Source organism: Mesorhizobium sp. M7A.F.Ca.CA.002.15.2.1, from assembly GCF_003998715.1.
GTDB classification, from domain to species: Bacteria; Pseudomonadota; Alphaproteobacteria; order Rhizobiales; family Rhizobiaceae; genus Mesorhizobium; species Mesorhizobium ciceri.
In genome coordinates, this window is the sequence record NZ_RZPI01000482.1 from 1 (window position 1) to 4,446 (window position 4,446).

Annotated in this window: 5 protein-coding genes and 1 pseudogene; 4 read left to right on the forward strand and 2 right to left on the reverse strand. The window is 64.6% G+C overall.

The genetic code is table 11. The features are described from left to right. On the forward strand, positions 1-386 hold a 386-nt coding region (locus tag ENZ74_RS23210; protein WP_127313008.1), incomplete at its 5' end, for an FCD domain-containing protein. A gap of 52 nt (positions 387-438) precedes the next feature. Here ENZ74_RS23210 and ENZ74_RS23215 read toward each other — a convergent pair. Beyond that, positions 439-738, reverse strand: a complete 300-nt coding sequence (locus ENZ74_RS23215; protein WP_024502890.1) for a hypothetical protein — start codon at positions 736-738, stop codon at positions 439-441. 217 nt (positions 739-955) lie between these two features. Continuing rightward, a complete protein-coding gene (locus ENZ74_RS23220; RefSeq protein ID WP_127224145.1) occupies positions 956-2,452 on the reverse strand; it encodes a CoA-acylating methylmalonate-semialdehyde dehydrogenase in 1,497 nt (498 codons plus the stop codon). Positions 2,453-2,669: 217 nt separating this feature from the next. On the opposite strand from ENZ74_RS23220, the gene ENZ74_RS23225 reads away from it, so the two are divergent. The 3 genes and pseudogenes from ENZ74_RS23225 to ENZ74_RS23235 all read left to right on the forward strand — a co-directional run. After that, positions 2,670-3,551: a LysR family transcriptional regulator gene (locus tag ENZ74_RS23225; RefSeq protein WP_013529085.1), complete on the forward strand. Its 882-nt coding sequence runs from the start codon at positions 2,670-2,672 to the stop codon at positions 3,549-3,551. Positions 3,552-3,767: 216 nt separating this feature from the next. Next, positions 3,768-4,211, forward strand: coding sequence for a hypothetical protein (locus ENZ74_RS23230; protein WP_063170362.1), 444 nt, complete (start codon positions 3,768-3,770; stop codon positions 4,209-4,211). Beyond that, a pseudogene (locus ENZ74_RS23235) lies at positions 4,208-4,446 on the forward strand (phosphatidylserine/phosphatidylglycerophosphate/cardiolipin synthase family protein); the annotation flags it as partial. The gene ENZ74_RS23230 and the pseudogene ENZ74_RS23235, both read left to right, overlap by 4 nt.

Here is a 4,446-nt window from a genome sequence, read left to right on the forward strand (position 1 = left end):
GCGTCGAGGTGGTGCTGGCCCGCTCGGCCGCCCGCTTCGTCACCCGCGAGGCCGCCGACCTGTTTCACGAAGCAGCGCTTGCCATGCAGAAAGCGGTGATCTCGGGCAACGTGCTTGCCTTCATTCAGGCCGACAAGGCACTTGACGAAGCGTTGGCACTGGCTGCCGACAATCCCTTCGCCGCCCGTTTGGCCGCCCCGTTGCAGACCCACAGCCGCCGCTTCTGGTTCCGCTACAAGGCCGAGACCGGTCTTGCCGAATCCGCCGAGCACCATGTCGCGCTGATCCGCTCGATCCTTGCCGGCGACGAGGAGGCCGCGGCCAAGGATGCCAAACGCCTGATGGCGCTGCTGCGCGGCCACGCCGAAACGGCGGCGACGCGCTGAGCGTCTTTTAATCCGATGCGCTTTCGTCGCCGGTGCTTCCTCGAAGCTCGGATCACGTCCCTGGCAAGGCAGCCGCCGCCATCAACGAACCGTCCCAGCCTTCGCCCGCCGTGATGACGCAGCTCTGACCATGCGTGTCGGTGGCAAGGATCGTCCAGGTGCCCTGGTCGGAGACGAATATCTCAAGAATGACGCTCGGGTTGACCAGGCCGCGCGCAGCCTCGCTTTCGTGGAATTTTTCCCCGAGCGCTTTGATCATATCCGCACGGGCTGCGCATTGCTCCGCCATCGCCGGGACGGCGGCAAACGCGGAAACCGCCGCGAAAAATAGCGTTGCCACAAGACGGGTCATCTGACACCTCCTTGCGCCAGACGATGTCCCCGAAGCTGTCGCCAGCGCCGTTGCTTGATCTGCCGTACCTCCTTGCGGCAGGACTGCAAACCAAGACGGCAGATGCCCACTTGGTTCCATCACATTAGCGTTCACGCAGATAGGGTCGTCGCCGGACTGCAAAAAAGCCCGGGCGCGAGCGCCCGGGCCTCAAATTCAAAATCAATCTGTTGTCCGGTCAGTTCATCGTCGGGATGACGAATTCGGCACCGTCCTTGATCCCGGACGGCCAGCGCGAGGTCACCGTCTTGGTCTTGGTGTAGAAACGGAACGCGTCCGGGCCGTGCTGGTTGAGGTCGCCGAAGGAAGACGCCTTCCAACCGCCGAAGGTGTAGTAGGCGATCGGCACCGGGATCGGCACATTGATGCCGACCATGCCGACCTGGACACGGCTTGCGAAATCGCGCGCGGCATCGCCGTCACGAGTGAAGATGGCGACGCCATTGCCCATCTCGTGGTCGTTGGCGAGCTTGATCGCGCTCTCATAGGTCGGCGCGCGCACAACCGACAGCACCGGCCCAAAGATCTCTTCCTTGTAGATGCGCATGTCCGCGGTGACGTTGTCGAACAGGCAGCCGCCCATATAGTAGCCGTCTTCATAGCCCTGCATGGAGAAGCCGCGGCCGTCGACGACCAGCTTGGCGCCTTCCTTGACGCCGGTGTCGACATAGCCCTTGACCCGCTCCAGGGCTTGGCGCGTCACCAGCGGGCCGAAATCGGCGGAAGAGTCGGTCGAAGGACCGACCTTCAGGCTTTCGACGCGCGGGATCAGCTTTTCCATCAGCCGGTTGGCGGTGTCGTTGCCGACCGGGACGGCAACCGAGATCGCCATGCAGCGTTCGCCGGCCGAGCCGTAGCCGGCGCCGATCAGCGCGTCGACCGTCTGGTCCATGTCGGCATCGGGCATGATGATCATGTGGTTCTTGGCGCCGCCGAAGCACTGCACGCGCTTGCCGGCGGCCGTGCCGCGCGAATAGATGTAGTGGGCGATCGGCGTCGAGCCGACAAAGCCGATGGCCTTGATGTCGGGATCGTCGAGGATGGCGTCGACCACGTCCTTGTCGCCATTGACGACATTGAGGATGCCCCCCGGCAGGCCAGCTTCGAGGAACAGTTCGGCGATGCGCATCGGCACGCCCGGATCGCGCTCCGAAGGCTTCAGGATGAAGGCGTTGCCGCAGGCGATGGCCGGCGCGATCTTCCACAGCGGGATCATTGCCGGGAAGTTGAACGGCGTGATGCCGGCGACGACGCCGAGCGGCTGGCGCATCGAATAGACGTCGATGCCGGGGCCGGCGCCGTCGGTGAATTCACCCTTCATCATGTGTGGCGCGCCGATGCAGACTTCGACCACTTCGAGGCCGCGCTGGATGTCGCCCTTGGCGTCGGCGATCGTCTTGCCGTGCTCGCGCGCCAGGATGTCGGCCAGTTCGTCATAGTCGCGGGCGACCAGTTCGAGAAACTTCATCAGCACGCGCACGCGACGCTGCGGGTTGGTTGCGGCCCATTTCGGCTGCGCAGCCTTGGCGTTCTCCACCGCAGCGCGCAGTTCCGCCTGTGATGCCAGCGCCACCGTGCCGCGCACGGAGCCGTCCATCGGCTGCATGACATCCTGCTTGCGGCCGCTGGTCCCGGCGACGTGCTTGCCGCCGATGAAATGACCATAGTCGATCATGATTTCTCTCCCTTGTTTGTGATGCTGCATTGTCCGCCTTTGGCCGGCGGATGGCAACGCGACGGAGAACGCAACCGTTGTGCGGAAAGTAGATAGCGGTTGACGGACGAGCATCAATTCTCGCAAATGCGAGACCCCGTCTGATAGCAGCAGGGATTGAGAGATTGAGTTTCCACCACAGGACGCGGCGTCAGCGATTGTCATCTGGACCATCCCCATGAACTGGGATGACGTCCGCATCTTCCTTGCCGTGGCGCGTGCCGGCCAGATCCTTGGCGCCGCCAAACGGCTGGAGCTCAACCACGCCACCGTCTCACGCCGCATCGCCGCACTCGAGGATGCGCTTCGGACAAAGCTGTTTCGCCGGCTGACCACCGGCAGCGAGCTGACTCCCGCCGGCGAGCGCTTCCTCGACATTGCCGAGCGCATGGAGGGCGACATGATCGCCGCGCGCTCGACCATATCAGGCGAAGGCGACGATGTTTCCGGCACGGTGCGCATCGGCGCCCCGGACGGTTTTGGCGTTGCCTTCCTGGCCAAACGCCTTGGCGCGCTGACCGCCCTGCACCGCGAACTGACGATCCAGCTTGTGCCGGTGCCGCGCTCCTTCTCCCTGTCGCGCCGCGAGGCGGACATCGCCATCACTGTCGAGCGGCCGACCGAAGGCCGGCTGGTGGCGGGAAAGCTGGTCGACTATTCGCTCGGCCTGTTTGCCTCGCGCGCTTATGTCGATGCCAATGGTCTGCCCAAAACAGCGGCCGAACTCGGCCAGCACACCCTTATCGGCTATGTGCCGGATCTCATTGTCAGCCCTTCGCTCGACTACGCGGCCGAATTCAGCGCGGACTGGCGCACCAGTTTCGCCATCTCCTCGGCGCTCGGCCAGGCCGAAGCAGTGCGCTCGGGCGCCGGCATCGGCATCCTGCACACCTTCGTCGCCCGCTCGATGCCGGAACTCGTGCCGGTCGATGTCGTGGCACCCATCCGCCGCGCCTACTGGCTGGTCTATCACGAATCGGTCAGGCCACTGCGCCGCGTCCAGATCGTCGCCAGCTTCATCACCAAGATGGTGGAGCGGGAGCGGAACCTGTTCGTCTGAGGCATGTCGCCCAAAACTGATCTCGGTTTTGGGCGAACGACATGCATAAACTAAGACGCTAAAGCGCATCGCATGAATCCGATCAAACGCGATACGCTTTGGCCGTGCCGCCTTTTCCTTGCCACAAAACCGGCCAGTGTGGCATCAGGCGTGCGGTCGCCGGCCACGGGCAGGTCGCCGGGTGGGGAACCTTTCAGAAAGCTGGCGCGGATAGACATGCGAGCCGTTCTTGCCATCCTGCCGCTGCTTTTCGTTTCCGCTTGCGCCAATCCGTGGACGAAGGTCCCGGAGGCCGAACTGCCCAAACCGATCCGCTACGCCATGGCGCGGCCTTCGCCTTTCGTCTTCGGCAATTATTGCGGCCCCGGCACCCGCACCGGCGATCTGTCGGCCCGGCCGGTCGACCGCCTCGACGCGGCCTGCCAGACGCATGACGCCTGTTACATCGCCCGCCACAACCATTGCGACTGCGACGGCGCCCTGGTCGCCTCGGCGAAAGCGATCCGTGACGACAACGCAACGCCGCGCAAGATGCGCGGCGAGGCCGAACTGCTGATCGCCACCTTCGCCATTCCCGTCTGCAAGGTCTTCCCGCAGGGCTTCATGCCGCCGCGCGATCCGGCGCAATTGAGCGCCCTGAAGACCGGAGCGGCCGGGTGAAGGGTCGCGCATTCATCGCCGTTGTTCTGTTCGGGCTGGCTGTCCTTGCCGGCTGTGCCGGTACTGGTCGCAATGCCTGCGATCTCCTGCAAGGCCAGAGCGCTTGCGCGCGACCCGCGCTCTCCGCGGAGACAGCTGGGCCGCGGATCGCCGCCGCGCAGTTTTTCGGCGACGCCGGCACCAGCGACTACGAAAAACGCTTCCTGGCGCTGCTCGCCCGCCATCAGCTTGGCGC

What these genes read in the sequence shown, in the direction of transcription:
- ENZ74_RS23215 (WP_024502890.1), bottom strand. Translation starts at nt 738, where the DNA reads ATGACCCGTCTTGTGGCAACGCTATTTTTCGCGGCGGTTTCCGCGTTT.
- ENZ74_RS23220 (WP_127224145.1), bottom strand. Translation starts at nt 2,452, where the DNA reads ATGATCGACTATGGTCATTTCATCGGCGGCAAGCACGTCGCCGGGACC.
- ENZ74_RS23225 (WP_013529085.1), top strand. Translation starts at nt 2,670, where the DNA reads ATGAACTGGGATGACGTCCGCATCTTCCTTGCCGTGGCGCGTGCCGGC.
- ENZ74_RS23230 (WP_063170362.1), top strand. Translation starts at nt 3,768, where the DNA reads ATGCGAGCCGTTCTTGCCATCCTGCCGCTGCTTTTCGTTTCCGCTTGC.